Source organism: Malikia spinosa, assembly GCF_002980625.1.
Classification (GTDB): Bacteria; Pseudomonadota; Gammaproteobacteria; order Burkholderiales; family Burkholderiaceae_C; genus Malikia; species Malikia spinosa.
The window spans coordinates 56,543-73,886 of record NZ_PVLR01000001.1 but is presented as its reverse complement, the minus strand read 5'-3'; the positions used below and the strand labels follow the sequence as shown (position 1 = coordinate 73,886).

General features: G+C 67.6%; 17 protein-coding genes. 1 reads left to right on the top strand and 16 read right to left on the bottom strand.

The features are described from left to right. Positions 1-18 precede the first annotated feature (18 nt). The 15 genes from hflK to C6P61_RS00245 all read right to left on the bottom strand — a co-directional run bounded on the left by hflK (position 19) and on the right by C6P61_RS00245 (position 15,241). Positions 19-1,353 (bottom strand): FtsH protease activity modulator HflK, encoded by a 1,335-nt coding sequence (hflK, locus tag C6P61_RS00315; protein WP_105727929.1) that lies wholly within the window; start codon positions 1,351-1,353, stop codon positions 19-21. Between the two features lie 28 nt (positions 1,354-1,381). Then, positions 1,382-2,566, bottom strand: a complete 1,185-nt coding sequence (hflX, locus tag C6P61_RS00310) for a GTPase HflX (protein ID WP_202428292.1) — start codon at positions 2,564-2,566, stop codon at positions 1,382-1,384. A gap of 6 nt (positions 2,567-2,572) precedes the next feature. Then, positions 2,573-2,845, bottom strand: a complete 273-nt coding sequence (hfq, locus tag C6P61_RS00305) for an RNA chaperone Hfq (RefSeq protein ID WP_105727928.1) — start codon at positions 2,843-2,845, stop codon at positions 2,573-2,575. 65 nt (positions 2,846-2,910) lie between these two features. Next, positions 2,911-4,239 carry a ribosome biogenesis GTPase Der gene (gene der / locus C6P61_RS00300; protein WP_105727927.1) on the bottom strand — a complete coding sequence of 443 codons (1,329 nt, stop codon included), beginning with the start codon at positions 4,237-4,239 and terminating at the stop codon, positions 2,911-2,913. Then, positions 4,236-5,378, bottom strand: coding sequence for an outer membrane protein assembly factor BamB (gene bamB, locus C6P61_RS00295; protein ID WP_105727926.1), 1,143 nt, complete (start codon positions 5,376-5,378; stop codon positions 4,236-4,238). The genes der and bamB overlap by 4 nt, the downstream gene beginning before the upstream one ends. A 5-nt stretch (positions 5,379-5,383) precedes the next feature. Then, entirely contained in the window at positions 5,384-6,052 is a 669-nt protein-coding gene (locus C6P61_RS00290; RefSeq protein ID WP_105727925.1) for a YfgM family protein, read from the bottom strand. A 90-nt stretch (positions 6,053-6,142) separates the two neighbouring features. Then, positions 6,143-7,438, bottom strand: a complete 1,296-nt coding sequence (gene hisS / locus C6P61_RS00285) for a histidine--tRNA ligase (RefSeq protein ID WP_105727924.1) — start codon at positions 7,436-7,438, stop codon at positions 6,143-6,145. 37 nt (positions 7,439-7,475) lie between these two features. After that, on the bottom strand, positions 7,476-8,753 hold the full coding sequence (gene ispG / locus C6P61_RS00280; protein ID WP_105727923.1) for a flavodoxin-dependent (E)-4-hydroxy-3-methylbut-2-enyl-diphosphate synthase: 1,278 nt from the start codon (positions 8,751-8,753) through the stop codon (positions 7,476-7,478). Positions 8,754-8,756: 3 nt separating this feature from the next. After that, a complete protein-coding gene (locus tag C6P61_RS00275) occupies positions 8,757-9,659 on the bottom strand; it encodes a helix-turn-helix domain-containing protein (protein ID WP_170067296.1) in 903 nt (300 codons plus the stop codon). Positions 9,660-9,684: 25 nt separating this feature from the next. After that, positions 9,685-10,488, bottom strand: coding sequence for a type IV pilus biogenesis/stability protein PilW (gene pilW / locus C6P61_RS00270; protein ID WP_105727921.1), 804 nt, complete (start codon positions 10,486-10,488; stop codon positions 9,685-9,687). Next, entirely contained in the window at positions 10,488-11,621 is a 1,134-nt protein-coding gene (gene rlmN, locus C6P61_RS00265; protein ID WP_105727920.1) for a dual-specificity RNA methyltransferase RlmN, read from the bottom strand. Before rlmN ends, pilW begins: the two co-directional genes overlap by 1 nt. Positions 11,622-11,628: 7 nt before the next feature. Continuing rightward, positions 11,629-12,054, bottom strand: a complete 426-nt coding sequence (gene ndk, locus C6P61_RS00260; RefSeq protein ID WP_105727919.1) for a nucleoside-diphosphate kinase — start codon at positions 12,052-12,054, stop codon at positions 11,629-11,631. A 98-nt stretch (positions 12,055-12,152) separates the two neighbouring features. Then, positions 12,153-13,484, bottom strand: coding sequence for a pseudouridine synthase (locus tag C6P61_RS00255; protein ID WP_105727918.1), 1,332 nt, complete (start codon positions 13,482-13,484; stop codon positions 12,153-12,155). Continuing rightward, entirely contained in the window at positions 13,481-14,137 is a 657-nt protein-coding gene (gene scpB, locus C6P61_RS00250) for an SMC-Scp complex subunit ScpB (RefSeq protein WP_105727917.1), read from the bottom strand. Before scpB ends, C6P61_RS00255 begins: the two co-directional genes overlap by 4 nt. 99 nt (positions 14,138-14,236) lie before the next feature. Beyond that, the gene (locus C6P61_RS00245) at positions 14,237-15,241 is read right to left on the bottom strand and encodes an RluA family pseudouridine synthase (RefSeq protein ID WP_244908693.1); all 1,005 of its coding nucleotides are present in this window, start codon (positions 15,239-15,241) and stop codon (positions 14,237-14,239) included. 77 nt (positions 15,242-15,318) lie between these two features. On the opposite strand from C6P61_RS00245, the gene C6P61_RS00240 reads away from it, so the two are divergent. Further along, on the top strand, positions 15,319-16,134 hold the full coding sequence (locus C6P61_RS00240; protein ID WP_105727916.1) for an outer membrane protein assembly factor BamD: 816 nt from the start codon (positions 15,319-15,321) through the stop codon (positions 16,132-16,134). A 76-nt stretch (positions 16,135-16,210) separates the two neighbouring features. On the opposite strand, the gene zapE is transcribed toward C6P61_RS00240, so the two are convergent. Next, on the bottom strand, positions 16,211-17,341 hold the full coding sequence (gene zapE / locus C6P61_RS00235; RefSeq protein WP_105727915.1) for a cell division protein ZapE: 1,131 nt from the start codon (positions 17,339-17,341) through the stop codon (positions 16,211-16,213). Positions 17,342-17,344 lie beyond the last annotated feature (3 nt).

The following is a 17,344-nucleotide window of genomic DNA, read 5'->3' as shown; positions in this document are numbered from 1 at the left end:
TTCTGGTCCTCAGGGCCTTCAGCGGACGTCGCGGTCGCGCGAGCGATCGCTCTCGCGGCTGCGCGAGGCGGCAGCGCCCGCGTTCGCCGGCGAACCATTGGAAACGGCAGCGGGCGCCGCCGGAGCGGCGACTGCGGCAGTCGGCTCGGCCTGGGCGCTCAGCTGCATGACCTTGTCGAGCGGCAGATACAGCATGTTCGAGCCCTGCTTGGTATCGACCAGCACCTTGCTGACGTTGCCGTAGACCTGCTGCATCGTGTCGAGGTACATGCGCTCGCGCGTGACCTGCGGCGCCTTGGCGTATTCGGCCTGCACCAGCTTGAAGCGCTGGGCATCGCCCTCGGCTTGCGCGACGATGCGGGCCTTGTAGCCCTCGGCTTCCTCGAACAGGCGCGAAGCCGTGCCCTTGGCGCGCGGCACGACCTCGTTGGCGTAGGCCTCGGCCTCGTTCTTCGAGCGCTCGCGCTCCTGGCCGGCTTTGAGCACATCGTCAAAGGCGGCCTGCACTTCCAGCGGCGGACGCACGCCACCTTGCTGCAGGTTGATGCCGACGACCTCGATGCCGATCTCGTAGCGGTCAAGGATGGCTTGCATCAGAGTGCGCACGCGCGGACCGATCTGGTCGCGCTCTTCGGCCAGGGCCGCATCCATCTTCATCTTGCCCACCACCTCGCGCACGGCGGTCTCGGCGGCCTTGCGCACCGCGTCCTCGGGGTCGCGGCTGTTGAACAGGAAAGCACGCGCGTCGCTCAGGCGGTACTGGACCGCGAACTTGATCTCGACGATGTTCTCGTCCTCGGTCAGCATCGCCGACTCGCGCAGGCCGGTGGCGCGCATGACGGCGTCGCCGCCGACATCGACCGAGCGGATCTGGGTCGCGTTGACGGTCTCGTGGCGCTGGATCGGATAAGGCAGGCGCCAGTTGAAACCGGCGCCGACCGTGCTCTGGTAGCGGCCGAACTGGGTGATGACGGCCTGCTGGCCTTCTTGCACGATGAAGAAGCCGGTACCGAGCCAGACCAGCAGCAAGCCGCCAGCGATCACGCCCACGCCGATGCCGGTGCCCTTGGGTCCGGGCTTGAAGCCTGGGAACTGGCCACCCGGCTTGCCACCGCCTGCGCCACCGCCACCAAACAGCCCCGACAACTTGCGGTTGAAGTCCTGCCAGAGCTCATCGAGATCGGGCGGCCCCTGGTTCGGACCGGCCGGACGCTTGGAACGCTGTTCCTCGCCGGAGCCACCGGCATCGGGCTTGCTCTCGTCACCACGGCCCCAGCGGGGATCGTTGAGGTTGAACATGCCCTTGAGCCGGTCCCAGCGGACCGCACGCAGGCTCAACAAATTGAAGTTCATGTAGGTTTTGGCTTGCGGTGGAAATAGGCTATTGTGCCGAATCCTCGAGGCCGACGCCGCTGTCGGGAGACTCGGGCGGGCGAACACCGAAGCGGGCCCGCACCCGCTCAGCCAGCAGGCCGCGCAGGTCGGACAGCCCGTCGCCGGTGTGTGCGCTCAGGAAGATGCGCGGCACCGTCTGGCCGTCGAGCTCGATCTGGTCGATGCGCTGCAGCGGCTGGCGTTCGGGCTCGACCGCGTCGAGCTTGTTGAAGACCAGGATCTGCGGCAGGTCGTCGGCACCGATCTCGCGCAGCACCCGCATCACCTCGGTGATCTGTTCGGGATGGTCGGGGTTCGAGGCGTCGACCACATGCAGCAGCAAGTCGGCGTCGCGCGCTTCCTGCAGCGTGGCGGCAAAGGCCTCGACCAGGCCGTGCGGCAGGTCGCGGATGAAGCCCACCGTGTCGGACAGCGACACCGTGCGTTCGACCTCGCCGAGGTAGAGCTGGCGCGTCGTGGTGTCGAGCGTGGCGAACAGCTGGTCGGCCGCATAGGCGCGTGCCTTGACCAGCGCGTTGAAGATCGAGGACTTGCCGGCGTTGGTGTAGCCGACCAGCGAGATCGTGAAGGTCTCGCGCCGCTCGCGCTGGCGCCGCTGCGTGCTGCGCTGGCGCTTGACCTTTTCGAGTCGCTCGCGGGTGCGCTTGATCGAGTCACCGATCATGCGGCGGTCGAGCTCGATCTGGGTCTCGCCCGGGCCGCCACGCATGCCGATGCCGCCGCTCTGGCGCTCGAGGTGGGACCAGCGCCGCACCAGGCGGGTGCTCAGGTACTGCAGGCGCGCGAGCTCGACTTGCAACTTGCCCTCGTGGCTGCGCGCGCGCTGGGCGAAGATCTCGAGGATCAGCAGGGTGCGGTCGTTGACCGGCAGCCCCATGTGACGCTCGAGGTTGCGCTGCTGCGACGGGCTCAGTGCCTGGTCGAACAGGATTTCGGTCGCACCATGGCCCAGCGCCAGCGCCTTGATCTCGTCGGCCTTGCCAGAACCGATGAACAGGGCCGGATCGGGGGCGCGCCGCTTGCAGGCCACCCGGTCAACGACACGGTAGCCAGCGGTCTCGGCGAGCTGGGCCAGCTCCTCGAGTTCGGCGTCGAAATGCGGCAGGCCCAGGTCGACTCCGACGAGCACGACGCCGGGCAGCGCGGAAGGGGATTTCTGACTGTCGTTCAAGGAGGATCAGGCAGCAGCAACAGGCTGATCAGGCGCGGCAGCGCTGAACTGGACCGGACGGCCCGGAACGATGGTGGAGATCGCGTGCTTGTAGACCATCTGGGTCACGGTGTTGCGCAGCAGCACGACATACTGGTCAAACGACTCGATCTGGCCTTGCAGCTTGATTCCGTTGACCAGGTAAATCGACACCGGCACGTGCTCGCGGCGCAGCTGGTTCAGGAAAGGATCTTGCAAGAGTTGGCCTTTGTTATTGCTCACGATATGCTCCGTGTTCAAAAGAGTTGAGGGATGGCGACCTTACCACAGCCCGCCCGCTTGCTGCGGGCCGGCGGCGGCTGGGGTCATTCGTCGTAGGGGTTGGCCGCGGTCTTGAACTCGATGCGCAGTGGCGTGCCGACCAGGTCGAAGGCCTTGCGGAAGCGGCCCTCGAGGAAGCGCTTGTAGGCGTTGTCGACGTTGTCGAGCGAGTTGCCGTGGATCACGATCACCGGCGGGTTCATGCCGCCCTGGTGCGCATAGCGCATCTTGGGGCGGTACATGCCGCCGCGCTTGGGCGCCTGCAGCACGATCGACTCCTGCAGCAGACGGGTCAGCAGCGGCGTCGGCATCTTGACCATGGCCGAGGCGTAGGCCTTGGCGATCGAGGTCCAGAGCGGACCGATGCCCTGGCGCTTCTTGGCCGAGATCATGTGCAGCGGCGCAAACTTCAGGAAGCCGAGCCGGCTCTCGATCGAGCGCTGCAGCGTCTCGCGCTGGTAGCTGTCGATCGCGTCCCACTTGTTGATCGCCAGCACCACGGCGCGACCGCTCTCGAGCGCGAAGCCCGCGATATGCGCATCCTGGTCGGTCACGCCTTCGGTCGCGTCGAGCAGCAGCAGCACGACATGGGCGTTCTCGATCGCCTGCAGCGTCTTGACGACCGAAAACTTCTCGATCGCCTCGAAGACACGGCCCTTGCGGCGCAGGCCGGCGGTGTCGATCAGCTCGAACTTCTGGCCGTTGCGCTCGAACGGCACCGAGATCGCGTCGCGCGTCGTGCCCGGCATGTCGAAGGCGACCAGGCGCTCCTCGCCGAGCCAGGCGTTGATCAGCGTCGACTTGCCGACGTTGGGCCGACCGGCAACGGCCAGCTTGATCACGCTCTCGTCGGGCGCGACGGCGTCTTCCTCGTCGGGCCAGGACAGCTTGTCGAGCGCGGCCTCGAGCATCGGGCGCACGCCCTGGCCGTGCGCGGCCGAGACCGGCAGCACATCGCCCAGGCCGAGCTCGTAGAACTCGACCAGTTGCGAGCCCTCCTTCATGCCTTCGGCCTTGTTGGCCACCAGCAGCGTCGGCTTGTTGAGGCGGCGCAGGTAGTTCGCGATGTCGTGGTCCTGCGCGCTCAGGCCACCACGGGCGTCGAGCACGAACACGACGACATCGGACTCGGCGACGGCCTGCTGGGTCTGCTTGGCCATCTCCTTGAAGATGCCGCTGCCGGCATCGGGCTCGAAGCCGCCGGTGTCGATCACGATGAATTCGCGCTTGCCCAGACGGGCGTTGCCGTAGTGGCGGTCGCGCGTCAGGCCGGGAAAGTCGGCAACGATGGCGTCGCGCGTCTTGGTCAGGCGGTTGAAAAGGGTGGATTTGCCGACGTTGGGTCGGCCCACCAGGGCGATCACAGGTTTCATTCGGGGCGCCAGGCGTAGAGAACGCCCTTGCGTGTCAGGGCCAGCAGGTTTTGACCCGCCAGCAGGGGGGCGGAGACGATGGCCGAGCCGTCAGTCTCCAGTCGATTCAGCAGCTTGCCGTCCTCGCGAGCGAGCACATGCACATAGCCCTGGGCGTCGCCGATCGCGAGCGAGCGGCCAGCCACCAGCGGGGCGCTCAGGCCACGGTTCAGCAGCAGGTCGGATTGCCACTGGACTTCACCGTTGTCGAGCTTCCAGGCCAGCAGGCGGCCGTTGCTTTCGACACCGTAGACGCGGTCGCCATCGGCGGCCAGGCCGACCGCACCGTTGGCCGGCTTGGTCCAGCGCAGCGCGCCGCGCTGGGCGTCAACGCAGCCGATGGCCGATTGGAAGGCGCGCACGCAGACATTGCCTTGCACGCGGGCCGCCGGACCGACCAGGTCGAGCAGGCGTTCGATTTCGTTGACGCCACGCGCGGAGGCCACCGGGACCTCCCAGCGCGGCTGGCCGTTGCCCGGGTTGAGGCCGCTCAGGCGCGCGCCCATGCCAGCCACCAGGGTGTCGCCAACCGCCAGCAGCACGCCGGGCTGCTGCAGCACCAGCGGCTCGGTGCCGCGCGCGGCCTGAGTCCAGAGCCTGGCGCCGTTGCGCGCGTCATAGGCCGAGACGCTGCGGTCGCCCGCCAGCACGAAGACGCGCCGGCCGGCCACCAGCGGCGCACTGAAGGCACGCGCAGCCAGACGCACGCGCCACTGCACCTTGCCCAGCGCGATGGCGACGAGTTCGTTGTCCTGGGTCACGACCGCAGCGGTTTCACCGTCGTAGCCGACGCCAGCCGACACGGCCGTGCCGAGCTCGGCACGCCAGCGCTCGCTGCCGCTGTCGGCATCGAGCACCAGCACCCGACCGGCGGCGCTGGCCAGCGCCAGTTCGCGCCCGGCCAGCACCGGCACCGATTGCGGCGCGGGCGCGCCGAGCTGGACCTTCCAGGCCTGGCGGGCCGGCAGGCTGGCATCGAAGGACTTCAACGCCGCGGGCTTGGGCTTGGTCGGACTGGAGGAACAACCGGCCAGGGCCAGCAGGACCGCAGCGGTGGCGACGGCAAGGCGCGGGGTGGCGCGACTGAGGCTGAACGTCACGGAACTTACTCCTGGGTGGGGGTGGAAGCCGACTCGGGATCAAAGCCCAGCGCATTGAGCTTGGCCTGGACGATGCGGCGGTATTCAGGCGCGCTCGCCAGCCCGTCCCAGGCGCTGCGGTAGGCGGTGCGCGCCGCGTCGGACTGGCCCTGGGCCTGCAGCACGTCGCCGCGGCGGTCAGCCAGCAGCGGGGCGAATTCGGGGCTGGCCTTGAAATCCAGCGTCTTGAGCGCGCGCTCGTAGTCCTTGGCCTCGAGTTCGAGGCCGGCCAGGCGCAGGCGCGCGACGGCGATCAAGGCCGAATCGGACGACTGGTCGATGACCCAGGCCAGCGCCTTGCGGGCTTCCTCGCTCTTGCCAGCGCCATGCAGCGAACTGGCCGCCAGCAGTCCGGCCTGCTGGCCTTGCTGGGCACGACCGGCCTTGGCCTGCACATCAGCCCAGACGCGCTGCACCTTGTCGGCTTCGCCGGCCTGGACTGCGCGCTCGAGCTCGTCATACAGCGCGGCGGCTTCCTGGGCCGACTTGCGCTGCCAGTACTGCCAGCCGTTGAAGGCGGCCAGGCCCGTCAGAGCAGCAATCAGCACCCAGCTGATCAGGTTGCCGTACTGGGACCAGAAATGTTTGAAGTTGGCGAGCTGTTCCTGCTCTTCCAGGTCGAGATGGGAGGCCATGGGCTCAATCGAAAAGGGTGATACGAGAGGGCCCGCCAGGCGGACCCTCGACGGGCATTGTAGGCCGATGCGGCCGAAATGCGGCCGCGCTCAGGCCTGGCGCAGCTGCGCCGCCCATTGTGCGACCTGCGCCAGCGCGAACTGGGTCTGCTCGCTGATGGCGCCGGCACCCTCGCGCAGCGGCTTGACCGCGACCTGGCCGGCCTCGAGCTCGCTGGCACCGAAGATCAGCGCATAGCGCGCGCCGCTGCCATCAGCCTTCTTGAACTGCGACTTCATGCTGCCGTGGCCGTCGGCGCCGCCGGCATGCATCTGGACCGAGACCCCGGCCGCACGCAGCGCGCGCAGCACCGGCATCACCTGCGGCATGGCCTCGACCTGCGGCACCACCGCATAGCAGTCGGGCACCGGAACCGCGGGCAGCAGGCTCTGTGCCTTGAGCAGCTCGAGGATGCGCTCGACCCCGAGCGCCCAGCCGACCGCCGGCGCCGGCTTGCCGCCGATCTGCGCGATCAGGCCGTCATAGCGACCGCCGGCACAGACCGTGCCCTGCGAGCCGAGCGAGGTCGTGACGAACTCGAACACGCTCAGGTTGTAGTAGTCCATGCCGCGCACCAGGCGCGGGTTGATGCGGTAGCTGATGCCCTGGGCATCGAGCAGCGCGCGCAGGCCGTTGAAATGCGCCAGCGACTCCGCGCCCAGGTAGTCCATCAGCTTCGGTGCGCCCTCGACCAGCGCCTGCATGGCCGGATTCTTGGTGTCGAGGATGCGCAGCGGATTGGTGTAGAGGCGGCGCTTGGCGTCCTCGTCGAGCTGCTGCTGGTGCTGCTCCAGATAGGCGATCAGCGCGGCGCGGTGCAGCTGGCGCTCGGCCGGCTGGCCCAGGCTGTTGATCTCGAGCGTCACGTCGCCGAGGCCCAGCTCGGCCCAGAGGTCGCAGGCCAAGGTGATCTGCTCGGCGTCGACATCGGGGCCGGCAAAGCCCAGCGCCTCGGAGCCGATCTGGTGGAACTGGCGATAGCGGCCGCGCTGCGGGCGCTCGTGGCGGAACATCGGGCCCATGTAGTAGAGGCGCTTGGGGCCGTCGTACAGCATGTTGTGCTCGATCGCGGCACGCACCACGCCGGCAGTCGCCTCGGGGCGCAGGGTCAGCTGCTCGCCGTTGAGCCGGTCCTCGAAGGAATACATCTCCTTCTCGACGATGTCGGTGACCTCGCCCAGGCCGCGCACGAACAGGCCGGTCGGCTCGACGATCGGCGTGCGGATGTTGCGGTAGCCGTAGCGGCTCATCAGCGCACGGACCTTGGCCTCGAGCCATTCCCAATGCGCCGATTCGGGCGCCGCGATGTCGTTCATGCCTTTGACGGCACTGAGTTTTTCTGCCATGGATTCTTTTGCTAAGCTGCTTGCAGGGCGCGCCGGATCAGGCCGACACGCCGAATTTCTTCTGGATGTACTGTTCGACGACCTGCTGGAACTCCTGCGCGATGCCGGCACCGCGCAAGGTCAGCGCCTTCTCGCCGTCGATGAAGACCGGCGCGGCCGGCGCTTCGCCGGTGCCGGGCAGGCTGATGCCGATGTCGGCATGCTTGCTCTCGCCCGGGCCGTTGACGATGCAGCCCATGACCGCCACCTTGAGGTTCTCGACCCCGGGATAGCGCTCGCGCCATTGCGGCATCGAGCCGCGCAGATAGTCGTCGATCTGCTTGGCCAGCTCCTGGAAGGTGGTGCTGGTGGTGCGACCGCAGCCCGGACAGGCCGTCACGCTCGGCACGAAGCTGCGCAGGCCGAGCGCCTGCAGGATCTCCATCGCGACCACCACTTCCTGCGTGCGAGCCTCGCCCGGCTGGGGCGTCAGCGAGACGCGGATCGTGTCGCCGATGCCCTGCTGCAGCAACACCGCGAGCGCCACGCTGGACGCCACCGTGCCCTTGGTGCCCATGCCGGCCTCGGTCAGGCCCAGGTGCAGCGGATAGTCGCAGCGCTGGTGCAGCTGCTGGTAGACCGCGATCAGGTCCTGCACGCCGCTGACCTTGCACGACAGGATGATGTTCTCGGGCGCCAGGCCGAGTTCCCCGGCGCGCGTGGCCGAACCGAGCGCAGAGGCGATCAGCGCCTCGTACATCACCTGCTTGCCGTCCCAGGGCTGGGCGCGGCGGGCGTTCTCGTCCATCATGCCGGCCAGCAGGTCCTGGTCCAGGCTGCCCCAGTTGACGCCGATGCGCACCGGCTTGTTCCAGCGCACGGCGGCTTCGACCATCTGCGCGAACTGACGGTCCTTCTTGTCGCCACGGCCGACGTTGCCGGGGTTGATGCGGTACTTGGACAGTGCCTGCGCCATGTCCGGGAATTCGCTCAGCAGCGTGTGGCCGTTGTAGTGGAAGTCGCCGATCAGCGGCACATCGATGCCCATGCGATCGAGCTGCTCGCGGATATGCGGCACCGCGCGCGCGGCTTCCTCGTTGTTGACCGTGATCCGGACCAGCTCGGAGCCAGCCTGGGCCAGCTCCTTGACCTGGATCGCGGTGCCGATCACATCGGCGGTGTCGGTGTTGGTCATCGACTGCACCCGCACCGGGGCGTCGCCGCCGACCGTGACCCGATTGTCGCCCCAGGCGACCACGCCTTGGCGCGACTTGCGCCGCGGGATGCCCGAGAGGACCGGGGGCTGCGGCTCAACCGTTGAATCGAATTCGCTCATGCTTCACTTGACCTCGAAACGCGCGACCTTGTTGGGAGCGTAGGCCGAGGTATCGAAGACCTGGCCCCGCACGATCACCTCGACCCCGCTGGCTCGACCGAGCACGACCTGCAACGGCGCAGCGCCGTCGTAGTCCAGCGTCTGGCCGGGCTGCAGCGTGCGCTGCTGCAATTCCTTGCCGGCGCCATCCTTGAGCTGGATCCAGGTCGCCGAACGCGCGCGCAGCTGCAGCAGGGGCTGGCCGACGGCGGGCTGGGCCGCAGCAGCCGCTGCGGGGATGGCAGCCACCGGGACAGAGGCAGCAGGAGCTGGCGCGACCGGTGCAGGCAAGACAGCGGTGGGCGCAGCCGGCACAGGCTCGGCCGCCGGCGTCACCACGGCTGGAGAGTCGGCGACAGCCGGCAGCGGGGGCTCGATGACCACCGATTCAAGCGGTGCTTCGTCCACCTGGGCCGCGGTATCGACATCGGCAGCCGGCTCGGCCTCACGTTGGGGCAACCACCACCAGAGCGCGACCGCCAGCACCAGCACCAGCAGCGACAGGACCAGCGGCGAGCCCAGATGAAGGCCGCCTGGCAGGCGGAACAGGCCGCGCCGGTGCGAGTCGAAAGAGCTGGCCTGGATCGGCCGGTCGGTGCCGAGCTTGACCTCGCCGCCATGCGGCAAGCCCTGCAGCACCGGTGCCGGATCGATCTTGAGCACGCGGCAGATGCTGGAAGCCAGCGCCCGCGCGAAGGTCAGGTTGGGCAGCTCCTGATAGCGGCCCGCCTCGAGCGCCTGCAGGCGCTCGACCGGCACCTTGAGCATGGCGGCCAGCGAAGCGATCTGCAAGCCGGCGGCCTCGCGCGCCTGGCGCAGCAGCTCGCCAGGCGGCGCAGCCTCGGACGGGCCAGCCGATGCGGGCAAGGGGGCGGACGTTGGGGAGGAGTCTTCAGTCATCGAAAGCGCCGCGCTCGTAGTTGGCGGCCTCCTGGGATTCGGGATAACGGCTGCGCAATTGCTCGCCGAGCTGGCGTGCGGTGCCGAGCTGGTTGAGCTTGCGCTCGACCCGGACCCCAAGCCAGAGCGACTCGGCATTGGCGAGCTCGGAATTGTTCAGGCGCCGGATATAGAACTGGGCACGCTGATACTCGCGCCGCTGCATCAGCAGGGAGGCGAGGTTGTAGCTGACGATCGGATTGGCTGGATCAAGCTCGAAGGCGCGCAACAGGCTGCGCTCGGCTTCGAGCGGCTGACCGGCGCGCGCCTGGCAGATGCCCTGGCTCATCCAGGTCCTGGAGGCGGCCGCATATTGCGGCGTCTGCAAGGCCTTGCCGAAGGCGGCAATCGCCTCGGCATGCTTGCCGGCTTCGCAATGCATCCAGCCCAGGTTATGCCAGCTGTCGCCGTCGCGCGGTGCCAGCTTGATCGCCTGCAGGAAGCTGGCCTCGGCCAGCTTGGGCTCCTTGAGCCGCAGGTAGATCAGGCCGCGCAGGTTGTGCGCCGGAGCGTAGTTCGGATCAGCCACCAGCGCCTGCTTGACCTCGTCGAGCGCGACCGTGACCTGGCCCTTCTCGAAGTAGCCCGAGGCCAATTCGATCCGCAGGCGCGCGCGCCGCTGCGCTTCGGGTTCATCCGACTCGGTGACCCATTCCTTGCCGCTGGCGGCCACTTCGGGTTCGCTCGGACGGGAGGCACAGCCAAACAGGCTGGCCGCAGCAGCGCCCAGCAACAGCCAGGTCAGGATCGACTTCATCAGGTCTTCTCCCGGGGTTGCCAGACCACGACCTGCTCGACCTCGCCACGGCGCTGCGCCATGCGCTCGGCCGCATTGGTGCGGTCGAGCACGTCGCCTGCGAGCTGGCCACAGGCGGCGTCGATGTCGTCACCTCGGGTCTTGCGCACCGTGGTCACGATGCCGGCCGCGTTGAGCTGCTCGGCAAAGGCCTTGACCACCGCCTTGCCTGAGCATTTCAGGCCCGAATCCGGGAAGGGATTGAACGGAATCAGGTTGAACTTGCACGGCACGCCATGTGCGCGCACCAGCGCGACCAGTTGCTGCGCGTGCTCGGGCTGGTCGTTGACACCCTCGAGCATGCAGTACTCAAAGGTGATGAAGTCGCGCGGCGCCGCCGGCAAGTAGCGCTTGCAGGCCGCCATCAGCTCGGCCAGCGGGTACTTGCGGTTCAGCGGCACCAGGTGGTCGCGCAACTCGTCATTGGGCGCGTGCAGCGAGACCGCGAGCGCGACCGGACAGTCCTGGCTCAAGCGGTCCATCATCGGCACCACGCCCGAGGTCGAGACCGTCAGGCGCCGGCGCGACAGGCCGTAGCCATGGTCGTCGAGCATGGTCTTGAGCGCCGGCACCAGGGCGCCGTAGTTCTGCAGCGGCTCGCCCATGCCCATCATGACCACGTTCGAGATCACCCGTTCGCTGGTCTTGAAGCGCTGGCGCAGGAAATGCTCGGCATACCAGAGCTGGGCGATGATCTCGCCCGTTCCCAGGTTGCGGGAAAAACCCTGGTGGCCGGTGGAACAGAAGCGACAGCCGACGGCACAACCCGCCTGCGAGGACACGCACAGCGTGCCCCGGTCGTCTTCCGGAATGAATACGGTTTCGACGGCATTGCCGCCGCCGACATCGAACAGCCACTTGATGGTGCCGTCGGTCGAAATCTGTTGTGTCAGCACGGGCAGGCCGCGCACTTCGCACACCCCGGGGAGCTTTTCCCGCAGGCTGCGCGCCAGGTCAGTCATGTCCTCGAAGCGGGCCACGCCTTTCTGGTGGATCCAGCGGTAAAGCTGGACGGCTCGGAAACGTTTCTCTCCGAGCCGTTCACAGAAGGCGGCCAAGCCCTCGAGGTCGTAGTCGAGCAGATTGGCCGTCATATGCCAATTAACGTGCGTAGACGTTCAGGGCCGGGAAGAAGTAGGCGATCTCGACGGCTGCGGTTTCCGGAGCGTCGGAGCCGTGCACGGCGTTGGCGTCGATCGACTCGGCGAAGTCAGCGCGGATGGTGCCGGCTTCAGCCTTCTTCGGATCGGTAGCGCCCATCAGTTCACGGTTCTTCAGGATCGCGCCTTCGCCTTCGAGCACTTGCACGAAGACCGGACCCGAGATCATGAAGTTGACCAGGTCGTTGAAGAAGGGACGTGCAGCGTGAACAGCGTAGAAGCCTTCGGCTTCGGCGCGCGACAGCTGGACCAGCTTGGCGGCAGCGATCTTCAGGCCGGCGTTTTCGAAGCGGCTGACGATTTGGCCAATGACGTTCTTGGCGACGGCGTCGGGCTTGATGATGGACAGGGTGCGTTCGATAGCCATTTTTATACCTTGTGGGTTGGTTTGGAAAGTCGCTGATTCTAACTGTTAGTCATGACTGCGCCCGGCCGCACAGGGCCGGGTGTCGGGGCTTTGCCTGCTCAGCGGCGCGGACCCTTGCGCGGGCCGCCCTGCCCGCCCGGCGAACCCGGGCGACCGCTCTTGCCGCCGGCGTAAAGGCCGGGGCCCTTGCGCTTCTGGCCGGCCTCGGCGCCGATGTAGCCGTAGCCAGTCTGGGTCGGGTCGGGCTGGCCCAGGCCGCGACCGCGTGTATCGCGCAGGTCGCGCGGATCGGCCTGGCGGCCGAACGGTGCTTGCTGTTCGCCGTAGCCCTGCTCGTCATGGCCGTAGCGCGGCTCGCGGATGGCGCGGCCGCTGCTGCGCGAGATCGCCGGACCCTCGACCAGCTTGGGCGCGCTCGGGCGCGGGCCCGATCCCTTGTTGCGGCGCGGCGGCGGGTTGCGGCTGGCGGCCTTGCGCGCCGAGTCCTGCGCCTGCTCGTCGGTGCGGCGCATGCCGGCGGCCAGGGTCAGGCGCTCGATGTCGCGGTAGTCGAGCTCGGTCCAGACGCCACGACGCAGGCCGCGCGGCAGCACGACGGCACCGTAGCGGATACGGATCAGGCGGCTGACGGCGTGGCCGACGGCCTCGAACATGCGGCGCACCTCACGGTTGCGGCCCTCGGCGATCGTGACGCGATACCAGCAGTTGGCGCCGTCGCCACCGCCGTCCTCGATGCTCTGGAACTGCGCCATGCCGTCATCGAGGCGCACGCCGTCGAGCAGGCGTGCCTTCTCGTCGTTGCTCAGGGCGCCGAGCACGCGCACCGCGTATTCGCGCTGCAGGCCGAAACGCGGGTGCATCAGCTTGTTGGCCAGTTCGCCCGAATCGGTGAACAGCAGCAGGCCTTCGGTGTTGAGGTCGAGCCGTCCGACCGACTGCCATTTGCCGTTGTACAGGCGCGGCAGGCGGCGGAACACGGTCGGGCGGTTCTGCGGGTCGTCATGGGTGACGACCTCGCCGGCCGGCTTGTGATAGGCCAGCACGCGCGGCGGCGGCGGCGCGATGCGCACCCGGACCAGCTTGCCGTTGATCTTGATCTGGTCGCCGTGCTGGATGCGTTGGCCGACATGGGCCGGCTCATTGTTGACCGTGACCCGGCCGTCCTGGATCAGGCGTTCCATCTCGAGGCGCGAACCCAGGCCGGCCTGGGCCAGCACCTTGTGCAGCTTGGGCGCGTCGGCCTGCGGCAGCAGCACGCGCTTGCCCTCGTCGGGCAGCTCGGCGTCCTGCTCGGCATCGAATTCGCCCGAGACCAGGTCAGCGAACAGCTGCTGCTCCTGCTCCAGGTCGAACTGACCCTCGGCGGGCGCGGCGGCAGCGGTGGCAACCGAAGGTTCGGCGTCGGAGGGGGCTTGTGGCATCTGGTTCATGTTTCTGATTCTGCAGGCCTTTGCAGGCCTTCGTTGGGCATATTGGGGGGGACCGGCGCAGCGCCTTCATCGGCATGCGGCCCGGTCGGGCTGGGGCTCGGCGCTTGCAGCGTCAGCGCCGCCAGGGCGTCGACGGGTGCTGACACCGCCTCGAGCGGTGGCAAGGCGTCCAGCGCGGCCAGTCCCAGGTCATCCAGGAAGGTCCGCGTGGTCGCGAACAGCGCCGGTCGCCCGACCGTCTCGCGGTAACCGATGACCTCGATCCAGCCGCGGTCCTCGAGCTGCTTGATGATGGCCGAATTGATCGTGACGCCACGGATCTCCTCCATATCGCCGCGGGTGACCGGCTGGCGATAGGCGATGATCGCCAGTGTCTCGAGCACGGCCCGGCTGTACTTGGGCGGCTTTTCAGGATGCAGCCGCTCCAGGAACGGCCGCAGCTCCGGCCGGCTCTGGAAGCGCCAGCCACTGGCCAGACAGACCAGTTCCAGGCCACGATTGTCCCAGGCACGCTGCAGCTCGGTCAATAGCCGGCGCAAGGTGTCATATGACAGCGCGCCCTCGAAAAGCACAGCCATCTCGCGCAGACTCAGGGGTTCCTGTGCGCAAAGCAATGCAGTCTCGAGGATGCGACGCGCATCCGCGGTGTTCATGGTGTTGGGTCCGAGGTCCGGAACTGATCAAGGAGGTCGGCCGGGAAAGCTCCGGGACCGCAGGCCGGCGAGGCGGCTAATGGCGTAATAAAAAGTCGGTCAGGTATCGCTCACCTGCCATAGGTGATCGAGATTATAGTGCAGTCCGGCGTTTTCGACCGCCTGCGCCAGATCGGCCGGCAGCGCGCACTCGAAATGCAGCGCCTGCCCCGTGATCGGATGCGGCAGCGCGAGCCGGTGCGCATGCAAGGCCTGGCGCTGCATGCCCAGCAGCAGACGACCGCCATAGGTCACGTCACCGACCAGCGCATGGTTCAGGCTGGTCATGTGGACCCGGATCTGGTGCGTGCGGCCGGTGTGCAGCTTGCAGCCGACCCAGCAGTAGTCATCGCCGGCGTCCAGGCGCCGGATCGTGGTCCTGGCTTCCTTGGCGCCGCCGCTGTTGGGCGCCAGCACCGCCATGCGCAGGCGGTTGCGCGGGTCGCGGCCAACCCAGCGCTCGACCTCGATCTCGTCGCCACCGCGCCAGGCGCCATGCGCGAGCGCGACATAGATCCGGTGCACGCTGCGTTGCGCGATCAGGCGCACCAGCGCCTCGCAGGCCGGCAGCGTCTTGCCGACCAGCAGCAGCCCGCTGGTGTCCTTGTCTAGCCGGTGCACGATGCCGGCGCGCGGCAGGCGCGCGGCAGCGGCATGATAGGCCAGCAAGCCATTGAGCAAGGTGCCGGTCCAGTTGCCGGCGGCCGGGTGCACCACCAGGCCCGCCGGCTTGTCGATCACCAACAGATGCTCGTCCTCGTACACCACCTGCAAGGCCATCGCCTCGGGCAAGAAGGCCATCGCCTGGGCGGTGGGCCTGAGCTCGACCTCGACCGGCTCGCCAGCCCTGACCTTGGCCGCGGCCTTGGACAGCACGCGCCCGGCCAACTGCACGGCGCCTTCCTGCAGCAAATGCTGAAAATAGCCGCGCGAGAATTCGGGACAGCGCAGGGCCAGCAACTTGTCTATCCTGAGCCCATGCTCATGCGCGTCGACGACGAAGCAGCGCCGCTCGGGCGCCTGCTCGAGCTCGTCGATTTCGTCGGTGGGGCTCCAGGCCGGCAAGCCGGGCTCCTGTAGGGGGGTCGATATAATTTCCTGAGTCAATCCGATTTTCCTGCTGCTGCAAAGGTGTACGCACGATGTTTCTGCCCCGATTATCCGCTGTGTTCCCGTTGCGCCCGCGCCTAACGGTTTTGCTGGCCACCGCGCTGCTGACCGCTTGCGCCAGCCCGAAGCCGATCGACGAGACGGCGAACTGGAGCCCGGAGAAGATCTACGCCGAGGCAATGGACAACCGCAGCAACGGCCTGTTCGAAAAAGCGATCCAGCAGTTCGAGAAACTCGAGGGCCGTGCCGCCGGCACGCCGCTGGCCCAGCAGGCCCAGCTCGAGAAGGCCTACTCGCATTACCGCAACGGCGAGCAGCCGCAGGCGGTCGCGACGCTCGACCGCTTCATGAAGCTGCATCCGGCCAGTCCGGCACTCGACTACGCGCTCTACCTCAAGGGCATCGTGAACTTCAACGACAACCTGGGCCTGTTCAGCAGCCTGTCGGAGCAGAACCTGTCCGAGCGCGACCAGAAGGCGGCCAAGGTGTCGTTCGAGTCGTTCCGTGAACTGGTGCAGCGCTTCCCCGATTCGAAATACGCGCCCGACGCCCGCCTGCGCATGACCTATGTGATCAATTCGCTGGCCGAGTCCGAGGTCAATGTGGCGCGCTATTACTACCAGCGCGGCGCCTATGTGGCGGCGGTCAACCGGGCCCAGCTCGCGCTGACCGAATACCAGGGCGTGCCTGCCGCCAAGGAAGCCCTGACCCTGCTGGTCAAGTCCTACGAGGCGATGGGGATGCAGGATCTGGCACAGGATGCGCGCCGCGTGCTCGAGAAGAACTACCCGGCCAACGCACCCCAGGCCGACCAGCCGCGCAAGGCTCCCTGGTGGAAGCTGTTCTGACGCCGCGCAACTGAAACACTGAAACCCTTGGCGGCGCAGCGCGCGCCGCCAGCCAGCGCGAGCGCGCTGGTCTGGTTCAGCTCAGCGAGGTATCGACCTCGCGGTATTCCATGTCCAGGTATTCCTTGGACTGCATCTCGTTCAAGCGCGAGACCGTGCGCGGGAACTCGTGCGACAGCGGGCCTTCGGTGTAGAGCGCCTCGGCCGGCACCGCGGCCGACAGCACGAACTTGACGCGGCGGTCATACAGCACGTCGACCAGCCAGGTGAAGCGCCGCGCAGCCGAAGCCATGTTGATCGGCATGTAGGGCACGTTGCTCAGCAGCACGGTGTGGAACTGGCTGGCGATCTCGAGGTAGTCGCTCTGCGAGCGCGGCCCGCCGCACAGTTCCTTGAAGTCGAACCAGACCACGCCGCCGGCGCGGCGCAGCGCGCGGATCTCGCGCGCCTCGATATGCAGCACCGGGTCCTCGTCATGCGCCTCGGCCAGCTCGTCGAAGGCCAGCTTCATCTGGGCGTCGGCCTCGACCCCGAGCGGGCAGTGGTAGAGCTTGACATGCTCCAAGGTGCGGCGCCGGTAGTCGGTGCCGTTGTCGACGTTGATGACCTGGTGGTCTTGCTTGAGCAGCTCGATCGCGGGCAGGATGCGGTCGCGGTGCAGACCGTTCGGATACAGGCCGTCGGGATGGAAGTTGCTGGTCGTGACCATGCCGATGCCGTACTTGCGCATCGCTTCGAGCAGCCGATACAGGATCATCGCGTCGGTGACGTCGGCGACGTGGAACTCGTCGAAGCAGATCAGCCGGTAGCGCTTGGACATGCGCAGGCCCAGCGCATCGAGCGGGTTGACCGTGCCCTGCAGGTCGGCCAGCTCGCGGTGCACCTCGCGCATGAACTCATGGAAGTGCAGCCGCGTCTTGCGCCTGAGGGGGACGGCGTTGTAGAAGCAGTCCATCAGGAAGCTTTTGCCGCGCCCCACCCCGCCGAACATGTAGACGCCCTTCGGGATCGGCAGGCGGTTGATGAACTTCTTGAGCGCGTTCGAGCGGCGCTGCTTGAAATGCGCCCACTCGGACGCGCAGCGCTCGAGCGCCTCGACGGCGCGCAATTGCGCCGGATCGCTCTGGTAGCCACGCGCCACCAGCTCGGCCTCATAGGCCAGGCGCACCGGGCCGAAGCCCGACTCGGATGCGTTGTTGTCGTTCATCAA

Coding starts and splice junctions, on each gene's coding strand:
- rlmN (WP_105727920.1), bottom strand. CDS start 11,621: ATGACGGCCAATCTGCTCGACTACGACCTCGAGGGCTTGGCCGCCTTC.
- scpB (WP_105727917.1), bottom strand. CDS start 14,137: ATGAACACCGCGGATGCGCGTCGCATCCTCGAGACTGCATTGCTTTGC.
- C6P61_RS00290 (WP_105727925.1), bottom strand. CDS start 6,052: ATGGCCTCCCATCTCGACCTGGAAGAGCAGGAACAGCTCGCCAACTTC.
- C6P61_RS00255 (WP_105727918.1), bottom strand. CDS start 13,484: ATGAACCAGATGCCACAAGCCCCCTCCGACGCCGAACCTTCGGTTGCC.
- hisS (WP_105727924.1), bottom strand. CDS start 7,438: ATGGCAGAAAAACTCAGTGCCGTCAAAGGCATGAACGACATCGCGGCG.
- hflK (WP_105727929.1), bottom strand. CDS start 1,353: ATGAACTTCAATTTGTTGAGCCTGCGTGCGGTCCGCTGGGACCGGCTC.
- der (WP_105727927.1), bottom strand. CDS start 4,239: ATGAAACCTGTGATCGCCCTGGTGGGCCGACCCAACGTCGGCAAATCC.
- zapE (WP_105727915.1), bottom strand. CDS start 17,341: ATGAACGACAACAACGCATCCGAGTCGGGCTTCGGCCCGGTGCGCCTG.
- ndk (WP_105727919.1), bottom strand. CDS start 12,054: ATGGCTATCGAACGCACCCTGTCCATCATCAAGCCCGACGCCGTCGCC.
- pilW (WP_105727921.1), bottom strand. CDS start 10,488: ATGAAGTCGATCCTGACCTGGCTGTTGCTGGGCGCTGCTGCGGCCAGC.
- C6P61_RS00240 (WP_105727916.1), top strand. CDS start 15,319: ATGTTTCTGCCCCGATTATCCGCTGTGTTCCCGTTGCGCCCGCGCCTA.
- ispG (WP_105727923.1), bottom strand. CDS start 8,753: ATGAGCGAATTCGATTCAACGGTTGAGCCGCAGCCCCCGGTCCTCTCG.